Here is a 23,510-nt window from a genome sequence, read left to right on the forward strand (position 1 = left end):
AGATCACATGAACTACGCAATGGTGCGCACTCAGCAGAGTCGGTCCCGTCGGCGCCTCCTTCCGGGCGTCCTCGCGCTCGGCGCAGCGAGCGCTCTCGTCCTCGCCGGCTGCTCCGGGGGAGCAGCGACGGCCGACGGTGACAAGACGACCATCCGCTTCCTCTACGCAACGGGTGACGAGACATGGAACGCGGTCGTGAAGGGCGTCGTCGACGCCTTCAACGAGCAGAGCACGACCACCACCGTCCAGCTCGACCCGCTGCCGGCCGGCAGCGACTACGCGACCGCGCTCAAGACGATGGACGCCACGGGCAACTGGCCGGCCGTCGTCGACATGCGCGACACCCTGACCTACGTCAACGCGGGAAAGCTCGCCCCCATCCCCGACTCGGTGACCGCGCTGCTGGATCCCGCCGTGTTCGCCCCCGCCGAGGACGGCAACGTCTACACGGTGCCGAACACCGCCCTCAACGGCGAGATCGGCATGAACATCGTCTACAACAAGTCCTACTTCGAGGAGCACGATCTCGAGGTCCCCGAGACGTACGACGACTTCATCGATCTGATGGACGAGATCGTCGCGAACGGCGATGTGCCGCTCGCGACGGCAGCGGGCGAGGTCTGGCCGAGCGACCAGCTGTGGAAGCCGCTCGCCGCTCCCGTCTTCGCCGAGTGGGGCGACGAGGGTGGCTTCTGGAACGCCGTCGGCGCCGGCGACGCCTCGGTCGAGGACCTGCGCGAGCCGCTCGAGCGGCTGCAGGACATCACCGCGAAGTACGTGCTGCAGGGCTGGCAGTCCACCGCCGACGCGCAGACCACGACACTCCTCGTCAACGACCAGGCCGTCATGGCGACGTCCTCGGCGGGCATCGGCCGACTCAACGACATCAACAAGGTCGACCCGGAGTTCGACGCGGGGCTCTTCATCATCCCCGCCGACGACGGCACGATCAACGTGCTCAAGAACAGCGTCGTCGGCGACACCGCGGGTGGCCTGTCGATCTCGTCGCAGGCCGCCGAAGACGAGGCCCAGTACGCCTCGGCGGTCGAGTTCCTCGAGTACTACTACTCGGTGGAAGCGGCCGACCTCATCGAACAGCTCGGCATGATCGCGCCGAACATCGCCGCGGCCGACGAGATCGAGCGCAACACCTCGATCCCCGGCGCCGAGGACTACTTCGCGCTGCTCGAGAACCCGAACCTCGTCTGGTTCGAGAACGCACCGACGTTCTCGACGTTCAGCGCGTTCAACACGTTCTTCCGCCAGGCGCGGATCGAGATGCAGGACGGCCAGACCACGATCGACCAGGCCATCGAGAAGTCTCAGGCCGAGTTCGACAAGTCTGCGGCCCAGGGCTGACTCTCTCGGGGCCCCGAACGGCGACGTCCGGGGCCCCGCGTTCCGAAGGAGGAGCGAATGTCTGATCAAAGCGCCCAGCAGGGCCAGACCGCGGTGGTGAGCACCGCGGTGCGCATCGCCGGGGAGCCGCCGCTCGACGGTGCCCCGGAGGGGGCGGCCGACGACGTTCCGCTGGTGCCCGCAGGCCCTCCGGCGCGCCGACGTCGAACGGCCCGGTTCCGCCGCGGCCGGTGGGTCATGCTCGGGTTCATCGCCCCGGCGCTGGTCGTCTACCTGCTGATGGTGATCATCCCCTCGCTCCAGTCGGTGCAGCTGAGCTTCACGAACTGGGACGGCATCAGCGACGGCTACGACTACATCGGAGGCCGGAACTACGAGGAGATCCTCGGCAGCGGCCGCTTCTGGAACGCCGTCAGGAACACGCTCATCCTCGGGCTGGGATCGGCCGTCATCATCAACGCGATCTCGCTCGCGGTGGCACTGATGCTCGACAAGGTGACGCACGCGCAGGGACTCTTCCGCACCGCCGTGTACCTGCCGGCGCTCGTGAGCGCCTTCATCGCGGCGACGATCTGGAAGTACCTGCTGAACTACAACTTCGGTTCCGTGAACACGCTGCTGCGGGACATGGGCCTGCCGGACTGGGCGCGCGACTGGCTGGGCGACAGCAGCATCGTCGTGTGGGTGATCCTGTTCATCGCCTGCTTCACCCTCGGCGGCAACACGACCCTCATCTACCTCGCCAACCTGCAGTCGGTGCCGCAGGAGCTGCTGGAAGCGGCCCGCATCGACGGGGCGAACGGACGCCAGGTGTTCCGGCACGTCACCTGGCCGATGCTGGCCGGCGCCGTCACCGTCAACATGACCCTGGCCATGATCGCGGGGTGGACGATCTTCGATCAGATCCTCGTGCTCACCGCCGGCGGGCCCGGCTTCGTGAGCGAGACCATGGCGTTCTTCATCTACAAGGTCGGGTTCGGCGAGTACCGCGCCGGCTTCGGCAGCGCCGCCGCCGTCGTGCTCTTCCTCGTGGTGATCGTCAGCACCGTCGCGGCCAACGCGTACATGCGCAAGAGGGAGATCCAGGCATGACCGTCACACGCGCGCACACGACCGTCGGTCGTGCCGCCAAGCCCGCCCGCGAGCGCAAGCGCTGGTCCACCGGTGAGATCGTCGTCATGGCCGTGCTGGCCGTGCTGGTGCTCATCGTCTCGGCGCCGGTCATCTACGCGCTCCTCAACTCGTTCCGCTCGTACGCCGAGATCACGCAGGACCCCATGGGGCTGCCGACGAGCTTCACGTTCGACAACTACGTGCAGCTCTTCCAGCAGACCGACTTCGGCGAGGCGCTGGTCAACACCCTGATCATCACGGTGACAACCGTCGTGCTCCTCGTCGCCATCGTGCCGATGGCCGCCTACGGCATCGAGCGCATCGGCGGGCGGACCTCGCGGTTCATGTACATCCTCTTCATCGCCGGGCTCATGATCCCCTTCCAGGTGCGGATGATCCCGCTCGTGCAGGGGTTCGACGACGTGGGGCTCTACAGCACGCTGACGAGCGTCATCCTCGTGCACCTGGGCGGTGCCGCCTCCTTCGGTGTGCTGCTGTACTGCAGCTTCATCAAGGGCATCCCGTCGGAGGTGGAGGAGGCCGCCTACGTCGACGGCGCGGGTCGCTTCCGCACGTTCTGGTCGATCGTCTTCCCGATGCTGCTGCCGGTGACCTCGGCCTTCGTCATCATCCAGGCGCTCGGGCTCTGGAACGACTTCTTCATCCCGCTCGTGTTCCTCGACTCGTCGTCGGCGGGAACCATCAACGTCGCGATCAACCGGATGGTGGGGCTGCTGACCTCGCAGTGGCAGCTGATCTACACGGGGGCGATCCTCGCGATCATCCCGTCGGTGGCGATCTTCGCGGCCTTCCAGCGGTACTTCATCAAGGGGATGTCGATCGGGGCGGTGAAGGGATGACCGTCACCGCGCCCCCCACGAAGCCGCGTCGCGCGCGGGCGGCGGCGCTCGTCGCGCATGATGGTCCCCTCGCGGTGCGGCTGGTTCGCATCCTCCAGGTGTTCCTCGCCTCGGTCTCGTTCCTCGCCTGCCTCGTGCCGGTGCTGCTGTTCGAGGCGCTCGTCGGATGGCAGCCGACGCACGCGGCGATCGCGCTCAGCGCGCTGGCGGTGCTGCCGCTGGCGCCCGCCGTGTTCGCCCTCGTGTCGGCGGCGGAGCGCATCCTCGACCACGGCGCGGATGCGCAGGCGGGGCGTGCGTTCTGGCGCGCGTTCGCCTCCGGCACCCGTCGCCTGTGGGGCGCCGGTCTCGCCGTCGCCGCGGCGGCGCTGATCATCGGCTACGACGTCGCCCTCCTTGGCGCGTCGGACGGCGTCGTGCTGGCGGCGGCCGTCGCCGTCGGCGGCGTGGTGGCCCTGGTCGTCTCGCTCAGCACGGCGGCGCTCGCCGATCCGGCAGCCTCCGGACGCGACCTGCTCACCCGCGCCGTGCGCGCGGTGATCGTGCGTCCCCACCTGGCCCTCGCCTGGCTGCTGATCGTGGTCGTCTGCGCGGCGATGACCGTGCTGCCGGTCGTGGGGACGAGCCTCGCGCTCTTCCTCCCCGCGCTCGGCGCGATGGCCGTCGTGATCTGCACCCGCGCGCTCGGAATGCGCGCCCCGACACAGAGGAGCGCGTCATGACGAACGCCCCCACCATGATCCGCGCGTCGTCGCCGACGCCCCGCGACGACGCCCCCCGGCCGACCGAACAGGTGCGCATCGGGCCGTTCGCGCTCACCTGGGCGGACGATCTGCCCGCGTCGCTGATCGACGTGCTGGCGCACTCGGGATCCGGTCGCGTGCCGCTGCTGGGCGCCTTCACCGCGGCGGAGCAGCGCTCTCGCACCAGTCAGTCCTACGTGCGCTCCGCCGTCGGCGAGCGGTTCCGCGTCGCCTCGGTCGAATCCCACGACGCCGATGACGCCGAACGTCTCTTCCTCCGCCAGATCGACGAGCGCACGGGGCTCCACGCCCGCACGGTCATCACGCATCCCCGGGGAACGACCGCGGTGCGCATCGAGACGGAGTACGAGAACCGGGGTGAGGAGTCCCTCGTCCTCACAGCCGTGGTCTCCGCCGCGGTCACCGTCGGCCGCTCACAGGAGGCGCTCGCCGACCTCGTGGTCTCGACGGCCGACAGTGAATGGCTCGCCGAGAACCGCTGGCAGGAGCGCCCCCTCCGCGACCTGCTGCCCGCGCTGTCGCTGCCGATCCACGACCAGGACGGCCGCGGTCACTTCGGTCTGACCAGCCACGGCGCCTGGTCGAGCGGTGAGCACCTGCCGTGCGGAGTTATCTCGGACGGTAGCGCGACGATCGCCTGGCAGATCGAGACGAGTGCCGGATGGCACGTCGATCTGGCCCAGACGCGCGGCGGCGCCGTGCTGTCGCTGCTGGGGCCCGCCGACCTCGAGCACCACTTCGCCCATGAGCTCGCACCCGGCGGCGCCTTCGCCGCGGTGCCCGTGGCACTGGCCGTCAGCACCACGGGGCGGGATGCCGCGATCGCACAGCTCACCTCCTACCGACGGTGGCTGCGTCGCGACCGTGGCGATGCGATGCCCGTCGTCTACAACGACTTCATGAACACGCTCATGGGGCAGCCCTCGACCGAGAGCCTGCGCCCCCTCATCCGCGAGGCCGCGGCTGCCGGCGCCGAGATCTTCTGCATCGACGCCGGGTGGTTCGCCGATCCCGAGATCGGGGACTGGTGGTCGACCGTGGGCGAGTGGCGCGAGGCGCCGGGACGTTTCGCGGGCGGACTCGACGCGCTCATCCGCGAGATCCATGACCTCGGGATGCGGTCGGGTCTCTGGCTCGAGCCCGAGGTCGTCGGCGTGGGGAGCCCGACGGCGGCGTCGCTGCCCGAGGAGGCGTTCTTCCACCGGTTCGGTCAGCGCGTGCGTGAGCACGACCGGTACCACCTGGACTTCCGGCACCCGGCTGCGCGTGCACATCTCGACGAGACGATCGATCACCTCGTCGAGGCGCACGGCATCTCCTACCTGAAACTCGACTACAACATCAATCCCGGTGCGGGCACCGAGACGGATGCGACGAGCGCCGCGGACGGACTGCTCGGCCACACTCGGGCATTCCGACAGTGGCTAGTCGATCTCGGCCGACGGCATCCCGACCTGCTGGTCGAGAACTGCAGCTCCGGTGCGATGCGAGCCGACTACGCGCTCCTCGCCGTCACCCACCTGCAGTCGACCAGCGACCAGCAGGACTTCCGTCGGTACGCGCCGATCGCGGCGTCGGCTCCGGCGTCGATCCTGCCCGAGCAGTGCGGCAACTGGGCGTACCCGGCGCGCGACATGAGCGAGGAGGAGACGGTCTTCACGATCGTGAGCGGGTTGAGCGGGCGGTTCTACCTGTCGGGATTCCTCGACCGGTTGCGTCCCGAGCAGCGCGTCGATGTCGCGGCGGCCGTCGCGCTGCACAAGGAGCTGCGCGACGACCTCGGTGCGGCGGAGCCGTTCTGGCCGCTGGGGCTTCCCGGCTGGGAGGACGAGCTCATCTGCCTGGGGTTGCGCACCGCATCGCACGATCTGATCTTCGTCTGGGATCGCGGCGAACCGTCGCGCGTCGTCACGCTGCCGGAGCTCGGCGGCGAGGCCACGCAGATCTTCCCCGCGGAGCGCCGGGTATGGCCCGCGAACGCGCGCCCCGAGGGGCTCGAACTGCGCACGGGCGAGGGTATCGGCGCCCGTGTCTTCCGGGTGGATCATGTCTGACGCGTCCGGCGGCGGCCTCATCCGTCCCGGCACCGTCTTCCTCGACGACCGCGGCGAGGTCGCGCAGCTCCACGGCATCGGGATCACCCGGGTCGGCGATCGGTGGTTCGCCTGGGGCGAGGACAAGAGCGCAGGAGACCGGTTCCGCTCCATCGCCTGCTACTCGTCGGCCGATCTCGCCTCGTGGCGGTTCGAAGGCGGCGCGCTCGTCGCCTCGGAGGGGGATGTGGCGCCCGACCGCATCGTCGAGCGGCCCAAGGTCCTGCAGCGGCCCGACGGAGTGTGGGTCATGTACCTGCACATCGACGACGCCGAGTACGCGGCGGCGCGCGTCGGCTTCGCGACCGCGGAACAGCCGCAGGGGCCCTACACCTACATCGGCTCCGAGCGGCCGTTCGGCAACATCAGCCGCGACATCGGCGTCTACCAGGAGGACGGTGTCGGGTACCTGCTGAGCGAGGACCGCGACAACGGCCTGCACATCTACCGGTTGGCCCCCGACTACCTCGGGGTGGCGGAGGTCGTCGCCACGCTGCGGCAGCAGGCGCGTCCCGAGATCGGGTACGAGTCCCCCACCCTGATCCGCCAGGGCGAGCACTATCTGCTGTTCGGCTCCGACCTCACCGGGTGGGATCTGAACGACAACATGTACACGACGGCCACCGATCTGGCCGGGCCCTGGTCGCCGTGGCGCCACATCGCGCCGCCGGGCACGCGTACCTTCGACTCGCAGGTCAGCGTCGTGCTGCCGGTGGGAGAGGGACACGTGTACATCGGGGACCGCTGGAACCGGGACGATCTGTTCCGCTCCCCGGCGGTGTGGTTGCCGCTCGAGGTGCGGGGCGGCGAGGCGACGCTCGCGTGGCGCGACGAGTGGCGCATCGAGGATCTGACGTGACCCGCGCCGCGCTGCTCATGACCCCCGCCCTGGCGCCGCTGGTCTTCGATGCCGAGGCGCAGCGACGCCTGCAGGCGGCGGTCGGCGTCGACGCGGCGAGGGCCGTGGCCGCGCTCGACGACCTGACGCCCGACGAGCGCGCCGCGATCGACCTGCTGATCACCGGATGGGGCGTGCCTCCCATCGGCGCGGCCGACCTCGATCGCCTGCCCGCGCTCCGTGCCGTCGTCCACTGGGGCGGCGGAGTCGGGTTCCTCGATCCGAGCGCATCGGGCCGGGTGGCCGTCTCATCCGCCCGCGCGGCCAACGCCGTGCCCGTGGCGGAGTTCACGCTCGCGATGATCGCCCTCGCGCTCAAGGACGCCTTCTGGGTGTCGCGCCGGTACGGCCTCGAGCAGCGGGAGGTCGACCGCGAGGCCGAGCTGGCGCACACGGGGGCGTTCGAGGCGACGGTCGGCATCGTGGGGGCGTCGAGCGTCGGGTCCCTCGTCGCCGAGCACCTGGCGGCATCGGACCTGCGCGTTCTCGCGTTCGACCCCTACCTCGACCCGGCCCGCGCCCGCGCCCTCGGGGTCGAGCCGGTGCACGATCTGACCGAGATCGCCCGACGCAGCCGCGTGCTCACCGTCCACGCGCCCGAGACCCCGCAGACGCGCGGCATGGTGTCCCGCGAGGTGCTCGCGGCGATGCCCGACGGCGCCACGCTCATCAACACCGCCCGGGGGTCGCTCGTCGATCAGGATGCGCTCGTCGACGAACTGCGGACCGGCCGCATCCGCGCGATCCTCGATGTGACCGAGCCCGAGGTCCTGCCCGCCGGGCACCCGTTGTACGGGCTCCCGAACGTGTTCCTCACGCCGCACCTCGCGGGCTCCACCGGCAACGAGCTGCGCCGACTGGGCCGCGCCGCCGTCGCCGAGGTCGAGCGCTATGCCGCGGGGTCGCCCTTCGCCCATCCCTTCCCGCTCTGAAGGAGCCGTCGTGCCCACGCTGACGAACCCCGTGATCCGCGGCTTCGCGCCCGACCCCTCCATCGTGCGGGTGGGCGAGGACTACTACATCGCCACCAGCACGTTCGAGTACCACCCGGCGGTCCGCATCCACCACTCGCGGGACCTCGTCTCGTGGCGGATCGTGGGGCACGCGCTGGACGAGGGATTCGACCTGCGCGGCGTGCCCGACTCGGGCGGCGTGTGGGCGCCGAGCCTCTCGTACGCCGACGGCGTGTTCTGGTTGGCGTACTCGATCGTGCGCACGATGGACGGCGACGACAAGGACATCGACAACTACCTCGTGACGGCGCCGGAGATCACCGGTCCGTGGAGCGAACCCGTCCACCTGGGCTCGCGCGGGTTCGACTTCTCGTTCTTCCATGACGACGACGGCACCCACTGGATCGTGGGCGTGCAGTGGGATCAGCGCCCCGAGCATCCCTCCTTCTCGGGGCTGGTGCTCGAGCAGTACCTGCCCGAGGAGCGGCGGGTGGCGGGCGAGGCGGTGACGCTCTATCGCGAGGACGGGCTCGTGGAGGGGCCGAACCTGTATCGCGTGGACGGCTGGTACTACCTGCTGATCGCGGCCGGCGGCACGGGATGGAACCACGGCATCACCATGGCGCGGTCGCGGCACCGCACCGGTCCGTACGAGCGCGATCCCCGTCCGGCGGTCCTCACGAGCCGCGACGACCCGGGTACTCCGTTGCAGAAGGCGGGTCACGGCGAGCTGGTGCAGCGCCCGGACGGCGAATGGATGCTGGCGCACCTCGCCACCCGTCCCGTGCTGCACCTGGGGGAGCGCTACGGCACGCTCGGCCGCGAGACCTGCCTGCAGCACGTGCGTTTCGACGATGACGGATGGCTGCGACTCGCCGGCGGCGGCCACCACGGTGCGGTCGACGTCGTCGTCCCGGGCGAGACCCCGGGGGAGTCGCCGCCGCGCGAACGCCGGCGCGACGACGACTTCGACCGGCCGGTGCTCGACTCCGCCCGGTGGGCGACGCTGCGGGCTCCGTTGCCGCCGTGCGTGGCCGACCTGCGGTCGCGACCCGGATGGCTGCGGTTGCGCGGCGGCCACTCGCCCGCATCCGTCTTCGATCAGTCCATGGTCCTGGCACGGGTCGAGGAGCATCGCTGCCGAATCGAGGCGGTCGTCGACGCCGAGCCGAGGACGCCGCGCGAGATGGCCGGCGTCATCGCCTGGTACGACCGCCGCGGCTGGATCTGGCTCCAGATCGGCCATGACGCCGAGAACGGGCGGCACCTGCGCGTCGTCGTGCGCGAGGGGTCCCGCACGACGCGCTCGGTGCCGTTCGCCGTGGGCGCGGGGCCGCTGGAGCTGGCGCTCGACATCGACGGCACCGTGCTGCGCGCCGCGGTGCGCGAGCGCGACGCCGCGTGGCGCGAGCTGCCCGGGGCCTACCCGGCCTGGCAGCTCTCTGACGACCACGGCGACCGCCTGCGCTTCACGGGCATGTTCGTGGGCGTGCGTGCCGACGACCTCGACGGCCGTGGCTGGAGCGTCGACGTCGACCGCGTCTCGATCAGCGAGTCCTCCCCCGTCTCCTGACACACCTTGACGGGAGCGGATCTCGTCGTCATTGTTAACTGGCAAACGCTATCCATGACGGATACGCGACGGCACCCTCGACGAAGAAGGTCACCGCATGAGCTCTCGCCATCCCCGTTTCCCCGCGCTCCGCCGCGCCGTCGGCCTCGGTCTCGCCGTCGCGATCGCCGGCGCCCTGCTGGCCACCGCGCAGCCATCGTCCGCGCGGGCGGACGATGGCTGCGACGTGGTGTTCGACACCACCACGAGCGCGGCCGGCTTCACCCACCCGGGGGTGGGTGTCACGGTCGACGAGCTCGCCAACGTGCGCACCCAGCTCGCCGCCGGCGCCGAGCCGTGGGCGTCGTACTACGCGGCGATGGCGTCGTCGCCGGCCGCTGCGACGACCGTGACGTCATCGAACCGGGATGCCAACTCGCCCACGTCTCCCGCCGTCACCGCGTTCGACAGTCAGGCGGTGAACTCGCGGTTCATCGCCGATGGTCTGAAGGCCTACACGCAAGCGCTGATGTACGTGTTCACGGGCGAGCAGGTGTATCGCGACAACGCGATGGCCATCATCCGCATCTGGTCCCAGATGGATCCGGCCGCCTACGCGGCCTTTCCCGACGCGCACATCCACACAGGGATCCCGTTGAACCGGATGGTCACGGCGGCCGAGCTGCTGCGCTACGGCGGATGCGAGGACGACGCCACGCCCTGGACGCAGGCGGACACCGACGCGTTCTCCGCGCACCTGGTCCGGCCGGTGATCGAGACGTATCAGAGCGATCAGAACCACTTCATGAATCAGCACAACTACCCGCTCATCGGCTCGATGGCCGGGTACGTCTTCCTCGACGATGCGGCGGGCTACGAGCGGGCCGTCGAGTGGTTCACCGTGAACGCGACGGCCGAGGATCAAGGGTTCAACGGGTCCATCGAGCGGCTGTTCCGCCTCGTCACCCAGAACGACGCCACCGGTGAGCCGCTGGCGACGCCCCGGGTGCAGCACGTGGAGATGGGCCGGGATCAGGCGCACGGCGGCGGCGACATCACGAACGCCTACATGCTCGCGCGCACGATGATGGCGCAGGGAACCCGGGTGGACCCGGTCGCGGGCACGGTGTCCAGCGCGGGCGACGCCGTCGGCCCCTACGAGTTCCTCGACGACCGCATCCTGGCGGCGGCCGACTATTTCTGGGAGTTCATGCTGGGGCGCGACCCCGAATGGACGCCGGTCGGCTACGCCATCTCGGCGGACGGCACCGTGCGCGACACCTACGACCGCATCTCGAACGCCTATCGCGGTCGGTACAACACGGCCGGATTCTGGGACCTGTACTACTACTACACCTACGATCGCGGCGTCGATCTGGCGCAGGCGGCGCCGTCGTACCTCGAGGCGTTCGACAAGCGCCTGCCGCCCGACTTCTTCTACCGCGGTGCCGTGACGCGGGCATGGGACAACGTCGACGGCGGCGGGGACTTCTGGCTGCACGTGCCGGCGGCGGCTGCCGGCACGGCCGTGCCCGCCCCGCAGACGAGCGCCACAGAGGTGCAGATCGAGGACCGCTTCGCGGACATCGCCGGATCGCCCGCGCGTGGCGCGGACGGCGACAGCGGGTACGTCTCGCTGCAGGGCTCCGACAAGATCTCGTTGCTCAACGCCTCGACCGCGTCGAAGCGAGTGGCGCTGCGTGTGCGCACCGACGGGGAGGTCGACCTCCGGCTCTCCTTCGGCCTCGATCGCACCGTCGTGCTGCCCGACACGGACGGGGCGTGGCGTCAGGTGGTCGTCGAGCTGAGCGGCACCGAGACCATCGGGGACCTCCTCTACCTCGAGGTCGCCGACGGCGACGGGCGGGTCGATGTCGACAGCCTGCGCGTCGACACGTCGACACTCGCGCCGCTCGGATGGAACGCGCCGGTGAGCACGGCGATCGTCGCGGTCGGCGACGACGCGACGATCGACCTCGCCGCGGACGGCGGCGACGCACTCGCCTACACGGCATCCGGGCTGCCCGCGGGAGCGCAGCTCGACCCGCAGACCGGCCAGGTGACCTGGGCGCCGACCGTCGCCGGGAACGCCGCCGTCCTCCTCTCGGTCGACGACGGGCAGAGCATCGCGGCGCGCCGCGTGCAGTTGCGCGCGACCGTCGATCGCGAGGCGGCCGTCGTGGCCGCGTCGGATCGCTTCGATCCCGCGACCGGCTACGAGCGCGCGACGAGGACGCCGTTCCTCGCCGCGCAGGCGGCCGCATCCGACGCGGTCGGCGGATCGGCGGTCGAGTTCTCGGCTGCGGTGGACGATCTCGTGGCGGCGGGTGACGCGCTTCGCGAGATCTCACCGACCTCCGCGGACGGGCGCCTGATCTACCCCGACCTTCTCGCGAGCTCGACAGCGGGCACGTCGGCGGGCTTCCTCGACGACGATGATCCGCAGACAGGCACCTCGTACGGTCAGGCTCAGAATCTCGCACACGTCTTCGACTTCGGCCCCGGTGCCAAGGTCTCGGCCGAGCAGTTCGGGCTGCGCTCGAACATCTTCGAGGACCGCCTGGCCAACTCCGCCGTCTTCGGGTCGAACGACGGCGTGACCTGGACCCGGCTCACGCCCGGGGTGACCACGATGACGCAGGACTATCAGACGCTGACCGTCGCGCCGGAGCTGCGCGACGAGCGCTTCCAGTTCCTCAAGGTGCAGTTGCTCGAACCGCTCCCCGACGTCCTCTACGGCACCGTGCGCGGGCTCTTCGAGCTCACCGAGTTCCACATCTACGGCGAGCGCACCGAGACCGTGGGCGACCTCACCTCGATCGGCATCAGCGCGCCCGGCTCGCTCAAGGGCCGCGCGGTGGCGGGCGACCCGGTGCGGGTGCAGTTCACGTCCGCCGAGGTCATCTCGGGTGTCACCGTCACGATCGCGGGGGTCGTCGCGACGGCGGACACCGACGACGGGCGCAGCTGGAGCGCCCAGGTCGCGCTGCCCGAGCCTGCGGCATCCGGCCGTGTGGCGTTCGAGATCGGGCACACCACATCCGAGGGGGTCGCCGCCGACGCCGTCCGCACGACGTCCGACGGCTCGTCGGTGTACGCGTCGAGCGATGACGGGCTGATCGACGGCGTCCTCCAGGCGGCGCGCGTGATCGGGCTCGACGGGACGCCGTCGCCCACGCACGCCGCCGACGCGGCGCGGCTGTTCGATCACGACATCGCCACGCACTCCGACACGCGTCTCGCTGCGGGGCGCGCCTCGATCGAGTGGGATCTGGGCGAGGGTGCGGCCGTCGCGGTCACGGGAGCGGACGTCCTCGTGCGGCAGGACCAGTACGGCACGACCCGACTGAGCTCGCTGCGCTTCGAGGGGTCCGACGACCGGCAGACATGGGTGCCGCTCACCTCGAACGTGACGGCGACATCCGACTGGCAGCGTCTCGCGGGTCTGGACGCGGACGCGTACCGCTACGTGCGTCTGACCAACGGGAACATCATCAACGTCGCGGAAGTGCGTCTGTTCGGCACGCACGAGGCGCCCGTGTCCGACCTCACCTCGCTGACGCTGCGGTCGGATCACGCCCTGGGCAACTACGCGGTCGACGGGTCGGTCGTGAGCGCCGACCTGGTGTTCTCCGACCCGCCGTCCCACGTCGCGGTCTCGATCGACGGGCAAGGCGTCGACGCCGAGCCCACCGGCGTCGCCGGTCACTACCGGGCGCAGGCGGTCATCGCGGTGGACGACCGCCTCGGCCAGCAGGTGGCCGTCGCGGTCGAGCACACGACGGCCGCGGGGCGCGAGGCGGTCCCGGTCCGGGCGACGACCGATGGATCGGCGGTGCGGCTGGGCACGGACGAGGGGCTGCTCGCGCCCCTCACCGACCGGGCCGCGACCGTGACACTCGCCGGAGCGCCGGACACCTCCGCGGTGGCGCGCCCGCGCTCGCTGTTCGACAACGCGCTGTCGACGTCCACCGACGCGCGCGTGATCAATGGCTCGGCGGACATCGTGTTCGACCTGGGCGACGCGCACACCGTCGCGCTCGACCGCGTCGAGCTGGCTCTCCGGCAGGACGCCTACGGCACCGGGCGGCTCAAGAACCTGCGGCTGCTCGGTTCCGACGATCTCGCACAGTGGCACCCGATCGTCTCGGGTGTGCAGCCGACGCTGGCGTGGCAGGGGATCGACGCGGCGGCGGATGCGGCGGGGCGCGGCTTCCGCTACCTGCGGCTAACCAACGAGGGCATCCTGGGGGTCGCCGAACTCCGCCTCTACGGCGAGATCGCCTCGCCGATCGTGGCGATCGACGCCGTCGCGGTGCAGACGTATCGCAACGATCTGCCCGTTCTCCCCGAGACGGTCGCGGTCTCCCGCGCCGACGGAACGCACGAGGTGGTCGCGGTGGCCTGGGAGCTACCGGCGGAGAGCGCGTGGAGCGCGGACGGCACCGTGGAGATCGCGGGCACCGTGGAGGGGACGACCGTCCCAGCGCGCGCCGTCGTCACGGTGCGCCACGACGGATCGACGGCCGCGCCCGCCGTCGGCGTGCTCCACAGCGACGAGGGCTGGGACACCGGGCTCAGCGACGGCACCTACGCGGTCGTCGTCGACCTGTGGTGGGGCGAGAACGCGCGCCGCGCCGTCCTCCTCGAGAACGGGGTGGAGATCGCACGGGCCGATCTCTCGCTGCACTCGCCCGCGGCGCAGCGCATGGCGTTCGACGTCGCCGATCGAGCGAACGGCCGCTACACCTACGTCGTGCGCCTCGTGAACTCGACGGGCTCGTCCGAGACCGCACCTCTCATGGTCGAGGTCGCGCATGCGGCGCCGCACACGCCGGTGCTGAGCGACGACAATGCGGACGGTGACGGCTCGTACTCCGTGACGGCGGATCTTTGGTGGGGCACCAACGCGAGCAGCTACGCGTTCTTCGAGAACGGTGTCGAGATCGCGGGCGGGCAGCTGGACGCCGCGAGCCCGGGGCCGCAGCGCGCCGTGGCGAGCGTGTCGGCACGGCCGGCGGGTCGATACGACTACCGCGTCGTCTTCACGAACGCCGCCGGCAGCACGGAAAGCTCCGCCCACGTGGTCACCGTCCGCTGACGCCGGTTGCGGAAAGCGCCTTCCCATGGCTACAGTGAGACGGGTAAGCGCTTTCCAATGGAGGAACACCATGACAGAGAACCACGCCGCTCCGACCCGCGAGATCGGGGTCATCATGAACGGGGTGACCGGCCGCATGGGGTACCGCCAGCACCTGGTGCGCTCCATCCTCGCCATCCGCGATCAGGGCGGCATCCTGCTGCCCGACGGCTCACGGCTCACCGTCCGCCCGCTGCTCGTGGGGCGCAACGAGAACACGCTCGCCGAGCTCGCCGAGCGTCACGGGATCGAGGACTGGACCACCGACCTCGACGCCGCTCTGGCCGATCCCCGCTGGGAGATCTACGCCGACTTCCTCGTGACGAAGGCGCGCGCCACGGCGCTGCGCAAGGCGGTCGCGGCGGGCAAGACGATCTACACCGAGAAGCCCACGGCCGGCACGCTGGAGGAAGCGCTCGAACTCGCCGCGCTGGCCGCCGAGGCCGGCGTGAAGACCGGCGTCGTGCACGACAAGCTGTACCTGCCGGGCCTGCAGAAGCTGCGGCGCCTCATCGACTCCGGGTTCTTCGGCCGCATCCTCTCGGTGCGCGGGGAGTTCGGCTACTGGGTGTTCGAGGGGGACTGGCAGCCCGCTCAGCGCCCCAGCTGGAACTACCGCGCCGAGGACGGCGGCGGCATCATCGTCGACATGTTCCCGCACTGGAACTACGTGCTCGAGAACCTGTTCGGCGAGGTCAGGAGCGTCTACGCGCAGGCCGCCGTCCACATCGCCGATCGCTGGGATGAGGCGGGCGCGCACTACACCGCCACCGCCGAGGACGCCGCCTACGGCATCTTCGAGCTCGAGGGCGGCGTCGTGGCGCAGATCAACTCGTCGTGGACCGTCCGGGTCAACCGCGACGAGCTGGTCGAGTTCCACGTCGACGGCACGCACGGCTCCGCGGTGGTGGGCCTGTTCGGCGCCAAGATCCAGCACCGCAACGCCACGCCCAAGCCGGTCTGGAACCCCGACCTGGCCGACGGGCACGACTACGACGCCGACTGGGCCGACGTCCCGACCAACGATGTGTTCCAGAACGGCTTCCGGCAGCAGTGGGAGGAGTTCCTCCTCTCGTACGTGGAGGGCACCGACTATGCCTACGACCTGCTCGCCGGCGCACGCGGCGTGCAGCTGGCCGAGGCGGGCCTCCGCTCGAGCCGCGAAGGCCGCAAGCTCGATCTGCCTGCGCTGTCGCTGAGCTGAGCCCCCGACCATGACGCTCACTCTGCTGTCGGATGACGGCCGCACCACCCGGGTCCCCCTCGCGGAGGGCGCGACGTTCGCCGCGCCGACGGAGCCCCTCCGTACCCGCGTCGCGTACGCCGCCGCTCACGTGGTGCCGCTCGCCTGGGCCGACAACACCCCTGGGCGCCCCGCGGCGATCGACTGGGACGCGACGCTCGACTTCCGTCGCTCGGTCTACTCCTGGGGGCTGGGGGTGGCCGACGCCATGGACACCGCTCAGCGCAACATGGGGCTGGATGCCGCGGCGACCCGTGAGCTGATCATCCGGTCCGCCCGGGTGGCGCGTGAGGAGGGCGGATCGGTCGTGGTCGGCGTCAACACCGACCACGTCGATGACGAGCTCATCACCCTCGCGCAGGTCGTTGACGCCTACAAGGAGCAGCTGCACGTCGCCGAGGAGCACGGGGCGGGGCCGGTGCTCATGGCCAGTCGTCACCTGGCGCGGGCCGCCGGCGGCGCCGACGACTATCGCCGCGTGTACCGGGAGGTGCTGGCGTCGGCGACGGTGCCGGTGGTCCTGCACTGGCTCGGGCCGGCGTTCGACCCGACGCTGCGCGGCTACTTCGGTTCGGACGACTGGCGGCTCGCGGCGGACGTGCTCGTCGAGGTGATCGAGGAGAACCGCGAGGTCGTGGCCGGCGTGAAGATGAGCCTGCTGGATGCGGACGCCGAGGTCTCGGTGCGCGAGCGCCTGCCCGACGGGGTCCGCATGTTCACCGGCGACGACTTCAACTACGTCGGGCTGATCGGCGGAGCCGACGCCCCCGACGTGCCCCAGCCGGAGCGGGACCCGCGCTCGTCGCGCACCCACTCCGACGCGCTGCTCGGCGCATTCGCCGCGATCACCCCGGTGGCCTCGGCCGCCATCCGGGCGCTCGACGAGGGCGATCCCGCCACCTACGCCCGCCTGCTCGGCCCCACTGAGGCGCTGAGTCGCCACATCTTCGCGGCCCCCACCTACTTCTACAAGACGGGTGTCGCCTTCCTCGCCTGGCTCAACGGGCACCAGCCGGCGTTCCAGATGGTCGGCGGACTGCACTCCGCGCGCAGTCTCCCGCACCTCTCGCGCATCGTCGAGCTCGCCAACGAGGCGCGCGCCCTCGAGAATCCGGACCTCGCCGCCGCGCGCTGGCGCGACCTGCTGACCCTGAACGGAGTGGACGCATGACCGCGCCCGACCCCCGGCTGTCCCTCAACCAGGCCACGATCAAGCACGCCGATCTGGCCACCGCCCTGCGCGTGACGGCCGACGCCGGGATCCCGGCGATCGGGCTGTGGCGGGAGCCGGTGGCGGAGGCCGGGCTGGCCGAGGCCGCACGGATGCTCGCCGCATCCGGTCTGCGCTTCTCGACCTACTGCCGGGGCGGCTTCTTCACCGCCCCCGAGGGGCCGGACCGCCGTCGGGCGCTCGACGACAATCGCCGCGCGATCGACGAGACGGCGACCCTCGCCGCCGCCGGGGCCCCCGGGTCCCGGGCGGTGCTCGTGCTGGTCGCGGGCGGCATCCCCGACGGATCGCGGGACCTCGCCGGGGCGCGCGCGCGGGTGCGCGACGCCGTGGGAGAGCTGGCGCCATACGCCCAGGCGGCGGGCGTCACGCTCGCGATCGAGCCGCTGCATCCCCTGTACGCCACCGATCGCGCGGTCGTCTCGACGCTCACGCAGGCGCTCGACCTGGCCGGCGACTTCGCGCCCGACGTCGTCGGTGCGACGGTCGACACGTTCCACGTGTTCTGGGATCCGGCGTTGCCGGAGGCCATCGAGCGCGCGGGCCGGGAAGGGCGCATCGCGTCGTACCAGGTGTGCGACTGGAGGACGCCCCTCGCGGCCGACGTGCTGCTGAGCCGTCATTACCCGGGGGAGGGCGTCATCGACCTCGCCGCGGTGACGGCGGCGGTCGAGCGCACCGGCTACGACGGCGACGTCGAGGTCGAGATCTTCCACGCGGATGTGTGGGCCACCGCCCCCGAACAGGTCGCACGTCGCGTGGTCGAGACGTTCGGCGCGAGCGTGTCGCCGTCGCTCGCCCGCGCCGTAGACTCGCGGGCGTGACCGACTCGCCGACGGCGCGCCGCGCGCCCACCCTCGACGACGTCGCGCGTCAGGCGGGGGTGTCGCTGGCCACCGCATCCCGGGTCCTCAACGGTTCGACGCGGCGGGTCGCCGACGCGTACCGCGACAAGGTGGCGGCCGCGGCGGAGTCGTTGGGGTACTCCGCGAACCTGTCCGCGCAGGCCACGGCGCGCGGGACGTCCGCCGTGGTGTCGCTCGTGGTCGCCGACATCGCCGACCCCTACTTCGGTCAGATCGCGGCCGGCGTCGCGCGCGAGGCCTCGGCGGCGGGACTCCACGTCACGATCGCCGTGGCCGGCCGTGACGCCGAACGCGAGGCGGATGTCGTGCGGATGCTGCGCGGTCAGCGCCCGCACACCGTCATCCTGGCCACGTCGCGTGCGGGCGACCGGCTGCCGCCGGAGCTGCGCCGCGAGGTCGACGCCGTGATCGATGCCGGCGGCCGGGTCGTCGCGCTCGGCGCCGATGTGGCTCCCGCGACCGCGCTTCCGATCGCGAACGGCGAGGGCGCCGCCGCCCTCGCGCGTGCCCTCGCACGCCGGGGCTACGCACGGGCGATCCTCCTGGGTGCGGCGGCCGGCATCCGCACCTCCGACGACCGGCTCGACGGGTTCCGGCGCGGCTTCGAGGCCGCGGGCGGCGAGATCGTCGGCGTCCGCCGCGGAGCCTTCACGCGTGACGCGGGCGAGGAGCAGATGCGCGCCGCGCTGCGCGATGGCGTTGCTGCCGGCTCGCTCGTCTTCGGCGTCAGCGATGTGGTGGCCATCGGGGCGATGGCGGCCGTCCGGGCGGCCAACAGGACGATCGGCGCCGACATCGCCGTGGCCGGGTTCGACGACATCCCCACGGCCCGTGACGTGACGCCCGGCCTCAGCACCGTCCGCCTCCCGCTCGAGGAGATCGGCGCCCGGGCGCTGCGGCTCGCGCTCGACGATCCGTCCGAGTCCGCGGGACCGCTGCGTGAGCCCGAGGTCGTGCTCCGCGCGAGCACGCCCGAACGCGCATGACCCGCGTCGTCTTCGCGCCGGACAGCTTCAAGGGCACGGCGACGGCGACGCAGGCCGCCCGTGCGCTCGCCGACGGCTGGCGCGAGGTCGAGCCCGGCGCCGAGATCGTACTCCGGCCCATGGCCGACGGCGGCGAGGGCACGCTCGCCGCGTTCGAGGCCGCCGTCGCGGGAGCCCGACGGATGCCGGTGACCGTTCCGGGGCCGGCGCCGGGGCGACCCGATGTGCACACCGGGTGGGTGCTGCTGCCCGACGGCACCGGCGTCGTCGAGCTCGCCTCCACCGCGGGGCTCGAGCTCTTCGGCGACGACCGCGATCCGTGGGCGGCGAGCACGGCGGGCTTCGGCGCGGCGATCGTCGCGGCGCTGGATGCCGGGGTGTCGCGCCTCGTCCTCGCGATCGGATCGAGCGCCTCGACCGATACGGGGGCGGGCCTGCTCGGCGCGCTCGGGGCGGTGCTCGCCCCCGCGGGCGGCGACGCGCACGGCGCGCGCGACCTGGCGCGCGTGCGCGCGGTCGACCTCACGGGCCTGCGTCCCCTCCCGGCGGGCGGTGCGATCGTCCTGACCGACGTGACGAATCCGCTGCTCGGGGCGACCGGCGCCGCCACCGTGTTCGGCCCGCAGAAGGGGTTCGCGCCGGAGGAGATCGCCGAGGTCGACGCAGCCGTGGCGTCGTTTGCGGGGCTCCTTCCCGTCGACCCCGGGACGCCGGGCGCGGGTGCGGCCGGGGGCGCCGGGTTCGGGCTCATGGCGTGGGGAGCGCGCATCGTTCCGGGGGCCGCCGCGGTCGCGGACCTCATCGGACTGGAGGCGGCCGCATCCACCGCAGATCTCGTGGTGACGGGGGAGGGGCGCTACGACGCCCAGTCCGCCGCCGGTAAGGTGCCGGCATTCGTCGCCGAGCGGGCGCGGCGGCCCACGGCGCTCGTGGCCGGCGCCATCGGCGCGGATGCCGACCTCGCCCCGTTCACCGCCGCGCTGTCGCTGACCGACCTCGCCGGCTCCGCCTCCGCCGCGATGTCCGACCCGCTGCGTTGGCTCCGCCGCGCCGGCGCCACCCTCGCCTCCCGCGTGTAGCGGGACCCCGCGAGTCGCCTGACCCGCGAGACAGCACCTTGGCGCCGAGACAGCGGGTTAAACCCACGGTCTCGGCGCCAAAGTGCTGTCTCGCGGGTGAGGGAGGGGGAGGGGCGCGTAGATTCGCGGGGTGAGCGAGGTGACGAGCATCGAGCTGCTGTTCGACGATCGGACGGAGGCGGCGATCCGTGCGGAGTGGGATCGGCTGGCGGCGGTCGGGCTGTCGAGCATGGCGGCCCACACATCCGCCAGCAACAGGCCGCACATCACGGTCCTCGTCCGCCCGGAGCTCGCGGACATCGCCTTCTCCGGCGCCGTGGCGCGCCTGCCCCTCGCCGTGCGGATCGGGGCACCGGTCCTGTTCGGCGACGGGGATCGGCGAGTGCTCGCCCGCTCCGTGCTGGCCGGCGCTCCGCTCGTGCAGCTGCACGCGGAGGTGCACCGCGAGGCCGGACCGGGCTCGGACGCACCGCACACCGCGCCCGACGAATGGATGCCGCACGTGACGCTCGGCCGGCGGATGAAGCTCACCGACCTGCCCGCAGCGCTCCGCCTCATCCAGCCGCACGACATCGTCGGCACCGTGACGCGCCTCCGCCGCTGGGACGCCGCGACCGCTCGCGTCATCGATCTCTGACCCGCGAGACAGCAACTTGGCGCCGAGACAGCGGGTTAAAACCACGGTCTCGGCGCGAAAGCGCTGTCTCGCGGGTGCAGCGCAGGGCGCAGCGGGGGCGGGTGGGGCGCGTAGGGTGGGACACCATGGCTGCCGGTGCGACGATCCACACATTCGAGGTCTCTCTGGCGGATGTGGACCGCGGCGTCTACGACGACGTCACACTGCGGGTGGCGCGGCATCCCTCCGAGACCGACGCCTACATGCTGACGCGCGTCCTGGCGTACCTCCTGGAGTTCGACGAGGGAATCGCCTTCAGCGAGGGCATCTCGTCGACCGACGAACCCGCGGTGCTGGTCCGCGATCTGACCGGCACGATCACGGCGTGGATCGAGGTGGGAGCGCCGGATGCAGCGCGGCTGCACTACGGCAGCAAGCTCTCCGGGCGGGCTGTGGTCTACACGCACCGCGATCCGGCGAAGGTGGCCGCGCCCTGGGCGGGCAAGAAGATCCACCGCGCCGAGTCGATCCTGCTGCACAGCTTCGATCCCGGTTTCGTGGACGCGCTCGTCACCGACCTCGGGCGGCGCAACACCATGACCGTGTCGGTCACCGAGCGCCACCTCTACGTCGACCTCAACGGCACCTCCCTCGAGTCCGACATCCACACGCGCTCGGCGGAGTGACGCGGGTCAGAGCGAGGTCGTCGCCCAGATCAGCAGCACGATGCTGGCGAGGGTGCTGAGGCAGACGGAGACGAAGCCCGTCATCGTCAGCGCGGTGAAGAAGCGGCGGCCGAACGACGCACCGCGCCGGCCGCTCGGTACGGCGGCGATGACCGACACCGCCACCACGAGGGCTCCGATGAGAGCGCCGAGCCAGGGTTGGACGACCGAGACCCACACCTGCGGGAAGATCATCGCGAGAATGAAGGCCTCTCCTGCTTCGCCGATGAATCCGGCGACATAGCCCAGTCCGCCGAGGATCAGTGTCGACACGTTGACCCAGAAGAGCGGCCAGAGCCACCTCGGCCGCGCCGGCGACGCTGACGCAGGCCCCGACGTCGGCGCCTCGTCCGGCGTGCTCATCCCGTCAGCGTCCATCCCGCCACGCTAGCCCAGGGCTGCCCAGCCACTGCTCACCCTCGGCGGCTATCCTGGTCGCGAGCACCGACGAGGGCGCCGCGGACGAGGGAGCAGTACCCGCACACGACAAGACTGACTCGGAAGGGTTTCGTCATGTCCTGGTTCATCCTGATCGCCTCCGGCGTCCTGGAGGCGGTGTGGGCCTCGGCCCTGGCCGCCTCGAAGGGGTTCCGCCGGCCGCGACCGACGATCCTGTTCGCCGTCTCCCTCGTGGCCAGCATGGCGGGTCTCGCCTATGCCATGACGGACCTTCCTACCGGAACGGCTTACGCCGTCTGGGTCGGCATCGGCGCGACGCTCACGGTCGTCTGGGCCATGATCACGCGCACCGAGGCGCCGTCGCTCGCCCGCATCCTGCTGCTGCTCCTGCTCGTCGGCAGCGTCATCGGTCTGAAGGCGGTGAGCTGACATGCCGTGGATCGTGCTGCTCATCAGCGCCGTGCTCGAGGCCGTCTGGGCGACCGCCCTGGGCTACTCCGAGGGCTTCACGGTTCTCGTGCCGTCGCTCGTGTTCATCGCCGCGCTCGCCGCGAGCATGGTGGGTCTCGGCTGGGCGGCGAGGTCGATCCCCATCGGCACCGCCTACGCGGTGTGGGTGGGTGTGGGCGCCGCGCTCACCGTCACCTTCGCGATGGTCACGGGCGCCGAGGCCTTCTCGCTCGCCAAGGCCGCGTTCATCGGCGGCATCGTCCTCGCCGTCATCGGCCTGAAGCTCGTCCCGTCGCGCCCCGTAGCCACCCGGCCCGGCACGCCCACCGACCGCTGACCCGCGAGACAGCAACCCGGCGCCGAGACAGCGGGTTAAACCCGCGGTCTCGGCGCGAAAGTGCTGTCTCGCGGGTCCAGGGCCAGGGCCAGGGCCAGGGGGTGGGGGCGTCAGCCTTCGTCGGCGGCGAGGCGGTCGGCCTCGGCGCTGTCGACGAGATCGTCGTTGAGGTCTTCGTCGAGCACTTCTTCGCCGTCCACCTCGCGCGTCGCGTCGACGGCGGGTTCGCCGTCGGCGGGCAGCGGCACGGGCGGCGGGAACGTGTTGTTGGACATCGTCGTCTCCTTCGTCTCGGTCCGCCCACGCTACGTCGGCGCCGCTCGGGGCGGAGGGGGTTGACGAACGCTCAGAGGGCGATCAGGTCGACGTCCCGCACCGCGCCGTCGTCGATCACGAGGGTCAGGTAGGTGTGCCGCGGCTGGCGACGACGGTCGGTCGGGGAACCGGGGTTCAGCAGCCGCAGCCCCGAGGGAGTCGTGGTGTCCCAGGGGATGTGGCTGTGCCCGAACATCAGCACGTCGGTGTCGGGGAAGGCAGCCGCCATCCGTCGCTCTCGGGAGCGGGCGTCGCCGGTCTCGTGGATCACCGCGACGCGCACGCCCTCGATCGTGCGCCGCGCGATCTCGGGGAGGCGGGCGCGCAGGTCGTCGCCGTCGTTGTTGCCCCAGACGCCCAGCACCTCGCCGTGGCCCTGCAGATCTTCCAGTACCGACTCCCGCACCCAGTCGCCCGCGTGCACGATGAGGTCGGCCGCATCCGCCGCGCGGCGCACCGCCGGCGGCAGCTCGCGGGCGCGGCCCGGGATGTGGGTGTCGGAGATCAGCAGCAGTCGTACGGCCATGGTG

21 protein-coding genes and 1 riboswitch are annotated in these 23,510 nt (G+C 71.4%); of the genes, 18 read left to right on the top strand and 3 right to left on the bottom strand.

The features are described from left to right. The first annotated feature begins 7 nt into the window (after positions 1-7). The 16 genes from AB0N73_RS02920 (at position 8) to AB0N73_RS02995 (ending at position 21,440) form a co-directional block, all read left to right on the top strand. Positions 8-1,360 carry an ABC transporter substrate-binding protein gene (locus tag AB0N73_RS02920; protein ID WP_363560179.1) on the top strand — a complete coding sequence of 451 codons (1,353 nt, stop codon included), beginning with the start codon at positions 8-10 and terminating at the stop codon, positions 1,358-1,360. A gap of 57 nt (positions 1,361-1,417) precedes the next feature. Next, positions 1,418-2,452: a sugar ABC transporter permease gene (locus tag AB0N73_RS02925; protein ID WP_363560181.1), complete on the top strand. Its 1,035-nt coding sequence runs from the start codon at positions 1,418-1,420 to the stop codon at positions 2,450-2,452. Continuing rightward, positions 2,449-3,333 (top strand): carbohydrate ABC transporter permease, encoded by an 885-nt coding sequence (locus AB0N73_RS02930; RefSeq protein ID WP_363560183.1) that lies wholly within the window; start codon positions 2,449-2,451, stop codon positions 3,331-3,333. The genes AB0N73_RS02925 and AB0N73_RS02930 overlap by 4 nt, the downstream gene beginning before the upstream one ends. Beyond that, positions 3,330-4,055 carry a hypothetical protein gene (locus AB0N73_RS02935; RefSeq protein ID WP_363560185.1) on the top strand — a complete coding sequence of 242 codons (726 nt, stop codon included), beginning with the start codon at positions 3,330-3,332 and terminating at the stop codon, positions 4,053-4,055. The genes AB0N73_RS02930 and AB0N73_RS02935 overlap by 4 nt, the downstream gene beginning before the upstream one ends. Continuing rightward, positions 4,052-6,151 carry a glycoside hydrolase family 36 protein gene (locus AB0N73_RS02940; protein ID WP_363560187.1) on the top strand — a complete coding sequence of 700 codons (2,100 nt, stop codon included), beginning with the start codon at positions 4,052-4,054 and terminating at the stop codon, positions 6,149-6,151. Before AB0N73_RS02935 ends, AB0N73_RS02940 begins: the two co-directional genes overlap by 4 nt. Next, a complete protein-coding gene (locus AB0N73_RS02945; RefSeq protein ID WP_363560189.1) occupies positions 6,144-7,049 on the top strand; it encodes a family 43 glycosylhydrolase in 906 nt (301 codons plus the stop codon). Before AB0N73_RS02940 ends, AB0N73_RS02945 begins: the two co-directional genes overlap by 8 nt. Beyond that, positions 7,046-8,020: a hydroxyacid dehydrogenase gene (locus AB0N73_RS02950; protein WP_363560191.1), complete on the top strand. Its 975-nt coding sequence runs from the start codon at positions 7,046-7,048 to the stop codon at positions 8,018-8,020. The genes AB0N73_RS02945 and AB0N73_RS02950 overlap by 4 nt, the downstream gene beginning before the upstream one ends. 10 nt (positions 8,021-8,030) lie before the next feature. Continuing rightward, complete coding sequence (locus AB0N73_RS02955; RefSeq protein WP_363560193.1) at positions 8,031-9,614, top strand: family 43 glycosylhydrolase; 1,584 nt, start codon at positions 8,031-8,033, stop codon at positions 9,612-9,614. A gap of 97 nt (positions 9,615-9,711) precedes the next feature. Further along, a complete protein-coding gene (locus AB0N73_RS02960; RefSeq protein WP_363560195.1) occupies positions 9,712-14,694 on the top strand; it encodes an Ig-like domain-containing protein in 4,983 nt (1,660 codons plus the stop codon). A gap of 70 nt (positions 14,695-14,764) precedes the next feature. Further along, a complete protein-coding gene (locus tag AB0N73_RS02965; RefSeq protein ID WP_363560197.1) occupies positions 14,765-15,937 on the top strand; it encodes a Gfo/Idh/MocA family oxidoreductase in 1,173 nt (390 codons plus the stop codon). Between the two features lie 10 nt (positions 15,938-15,947). Beyond that, positions 15,948-17,147, top strand: coding sequence for a dihydrodipicolinate synthase family protein (locus AB0N73_RS02970; RefSeq protein ID WP_363560199.1), 1,200 nt, complete (start codon positions 15,948-15,950; stop codon positions 17,145-17,147). After that, a complete protein-coding gene (locus AB0N73_RS02975; RefSeq protein ID WP_363560201.1) occupies positions 17,144-18,031 on the top strand; it encodes a sugar phosphate isomerase/epimerase family protein in 888 nt (295 codons plus the stop codon). The genes AB0N73_RS02970 and AB0N73_RS02975 overlap by 4 nt, the downstream gene beginning before the upstream one ends. Continuing rightward, complete coding sequence (locus AB0N73_RS02980; RefSeq protein ID WP_363560203.1) at positions 18,028-19,059, top strand: LacI family DNA-binding transcriptional regulator; 1,032 nt, start codon at positions 18,028-18,030, stop codon at positions 19,057-19,059. Before AB0N73_RS02975 ends, AB0N73_RS02980 begins: the two co-directional genes overlap by 4 nt. After that, the gene (locus AB0N73_RS02985; protein WP_363560205.1) at positions 19,056-20,138 is read left to right on the top strand and encodes a glycerate kinase; all 1,083 of its coding nucleotides are present in this window, start codon (positions 19,056-19,058) and stop codon (positions 20,136-20,138) included. The genes AB0N73_RS02980 and AB0N73_RS02985 overlap by 4 nt, the downstream gene beginning before the upstream one ends. A gap of 130 nt (positions 20,139-20,268) precedes the next feature. Next, positions 20,269-20,775 (top strand): 2'-5' RNA ligase family protein, encoded by a 507-nt coding sequence (locus AB0N73_RS02990; RefSeq protein WP_363560207.1) that lies wholly within the window; start codon positions 20,269-20,271, stop codon positions 20,773-20,775. A 125-nt stretch (positions 20,776-20,900) separates the two neighbouring features. Further along, positions 20,901-21,440, top strand: a complete 540-nt coding sequence (locus AB0N73_RS02995) for a YaeQ family protein (RefSeq protein ID WP_363560209.1) — start codon at positions 20,901-20,903, stop codon at positions 21,438-21,440. Positions 21,441-21,446: 6 nt separating this feature from the next. Here AB0N73_RS02995 and AB0N73_RS03000 read toward each other — a convergent pair whose 3' ends face one another. Then, the gene (locus AB0N73_RS03000; protein WP_363560211.1) at positions 21,447-21,857 is read right to left on the bottom strand and encodes a hypothetical protein; all 411 of its coding nucleotides are present in this window, start codon (positions 21,855-21,857) and stop codon (positions 21,447-21,449) included. A gap of 58 nt (positions 21,858-21,915) precedes the next feature. Then, positions 21,916-21,981, top strand: a riboswitch (guanidine-III (ykkC-III) riboswitch). A gap of 11 nt (positions 21,982-21,992) precedes the next feature. On the opposite strand from AB0N73_RS03000, the gene AB0N73_RS03005 reads away from it, so the two are divergent. Together AB0N73_RS03005 and AB0N73_RS03010 are read left to right on the top strand one after the other, a co-directional pair. Continuing rightward, positions 21,993-22,307, top strand: a complete 315-nt coding sequence (locus AB0N73_RS03005; RefSeq protein WP_363560213.1) for a multidrug efflux SMR transporter — start codon at positions 21,993-21,995, stop codon at positions 22,305-22,307. Position 22,308: 1 nt separating this feature from the next. After that, positions 22,309-22,665: a multidrug efflux SMR transporter gene (locus AB0N73_RS03010; protein ID WP_363560215.1), complete on the top strand. Its 357-nt coding sequence runs from the start codon at positions 22,309-22,311 to the stop codon at positions 22,663-22,665. Positions 22,666-22,775: 110 nt separating this feature from the next. Here the strand turns inward: AB0N73_RS03010 and AB0N73_RS03015 are convergent, their stop codons facing one another. Next, on the bottom strand, positions 22,776-22,940 hold the full coding sequence (locus AB0N73_RS03015) for a hypothetical protein (protein WP_363560217.1): 165 nt from the start codon (positions 22,938-22,940) through the stop codon (positions 22,776-22,778). Positions 22,941-23,011: 71 nt separating this feature from the next. Further along, entirely contained in the window at positions 23,012-23,506 is a 495-nt protein-coding gene (locus AB0N73_RS03020) for a metallophosphoesterase (RefSeq protein ID WP_363560219.1), read from the bottom strand. Positions 23,507-23,510: the final 4 nt, after the last annotated feature.

It is taken from the genome of Microbacterium sp. NPDC089189 (assembly GCF_040685095.1).
In the GTDB taxonomy this organism is placed as follows: domain Bacteria; phylum Actinomycetota; class Actinomycetes; order Actinomycetales; family Microbacteriaceae; genus Microbacterium.

What these genes read in the sequence shown, in the direction of transcription:
- AB0N73_RS02920 (WP_363560179.1), top strand. Translation starts at nt 8, where the DNA reads ATGAACTACGCAATGGTGCGCACTCAGCAGAGTCGGTCCCGTCGGCGC.
- AB0N73_RS02925 (WP_363560181.1), top strand. Translation starts at nt 1,418, where the DNA reads ATGTCTGATCAAAGCGCCCAGCAGGGCCAGACCGCGGTGGTGAGCACC.
- AB0N73_RS02930 (WP_363560183.1), top strand. Translation starts at nt 2,449, where the DNA reads ATGACCGTCACACGCGCGCACACGACCGTCGGTCGTGCCGCCAAGCCC.
- AB0N73_RS02935 (WP_363560185.1), top strand. Translation starts at nt 3,330, where the DNA reads ATGACCGTCACCGCGCCCCCCACGAAGCCGCGTCGCGCGCGGGCGGCG.
- AB0N73_RS02940 (WP_363560187.1), top strand. Translation starts at nt 4,052, where the DNA reads ATGACGAACGCCCCCACCATGATCCGCGCGTCGTCGCCGACGCCCCGC.
- AB0N73_RS02945 (WP_363560189.1), top strand. Translation starts at nt 6,144, where the DNA reads ATGTCTGACGCGTCCGGCGGCGGCCTCATCCGTCCCGGCACCGTCTTC.
- AB0N73_RS02960 (WP_363560195.1), top strand. Translation starts at nt 9,712, where the DNA reads ATGAGCTCTCGCCATCCCCGTTTCCCCGCGCTCCGCCGCGCCGTCGGC.
- AB0N73_RS02965 (WP_363560197.1), top strand. Translation starts at nt 14,765, where the DNA reads ATGACAGAGAACCACGCCGCTCCGACCCGCGAGATCGGGGTCATCATG.
- AB0N73_RS02970 (WP_363560199.1), top strand. Translation starts at nt 15,948, where the DNA reads ATGACGCTCACTCTGCTGTCGGATGACGGCCGCACCACCCGGGTCCCC.
- AB0N73_RS02975 (WP_363560201.1), top strand. Translation starts at nt 17,144, where the DNA reads ATGACCGCGCCCGACCCCCGGCTGTCCCTCAACCAGGCCACGATCAAG.
- AB0N73_RS02985 (WP_363560205.1), top strand. Translation starts at nt 19,056, where the DNA reads ATGACCCGCGTCGTCTTCGCGCCGGACAGCTTCAAGGGCACGGCGACG.
- AB0N73_RS02995 (WP_363560209.1), top strand. Translation starts at nt 20,901, where the DNA reads ATGGCTGCCGGTGCGACGATCCACACATTCGAGGTCTCTCTGGCGGAT.
- AB0N73_RS03000 (WP_363560211.1), bottom strand. Translation starts at nt 21,857, where the DNA reads ATGGACGCTGACGGGATGAGCACGCCGGACGAGGCGCCGACGTCGGGG.
- AB0N73_RS03005 (WP_363560213.1), top strand. Translation starts at nt 21,993, where the DNA reads ATGTCCTGGTTCATCCTGATCGCCTCCGGCGTCCTGGAGGCGGTGTGG.
- AB0N73_RS03010 (WP_363560215.1), top strand. Translation starts at nt 22,309, where the DNA reads ATGCCGTGGATCGTGCTGCTCATCAGCGCCGTGCTCGAGGCCGTCTGG.
- AB0N73_RS03015 (WP_363560217.1), bottom strand. Translation starts at nt 22,940, where the DNA reads ATGTCCAACAACACGTTCCCGCCGCCCGTGCCGCTGCCCGCCGACGGC.
- AB0N73_RS03020 (WP_363560219.1), bottom strand. Translation starts at nt 23,506, where the DNA reads ATGGCCGTACGACTGCTGCTGATCTCCGACACCCACATCCCGGGCCGC.